Source organism: Psychrobacter sp. TB55-MNA-CIBAN-0194, assembly GCF_040309505.1.
Taxonomy (GTDB): Bacteria; Pseudomonadota; Gammaproteobacteria; order Pseudomonadales; family Moraxellaceae; genus Psychrobacter; species Psychrobacter fozii.
Window position 1 is genome coordinate 1 of the sequence record NZ_JBEOOW010000760.1, and the last position, 237, is coordinate 237.

Genomic DNA, 237 nt, shown 5'->3' on the forward strand with positions numbered 1-237 from the left:
GGGTACTGTGATCCATAATATCGAGCTTAAAATCGGTAAAGGCGCACAGATGGCTCGTTCAGCGGGTGCAGCCGTTCAGTTATTAGGTCGTGACGGTATTTACGCAATTATTCGTATGCGTTCAGGTGAAACTCGCCGCGTACACGTTAATTGTCGCGCTGTTATTGGTGAAGTTTCTAATACTGAAAATAACTTGAAATCACTTGGTAAAGCGGGTGCTTCACGTTGGCGTGGTAT

General features: G+C 45.6%; 1 pseudogene. It reads left to right on the plus strand.

Going from position 1 to position 237, the window contains the following annotated elements:
* Positions 1 to 237: pseudogene (locus AAEY75_RS17000) on the plus strand (50S ribosomal protein L2); the annotation flags it as partial.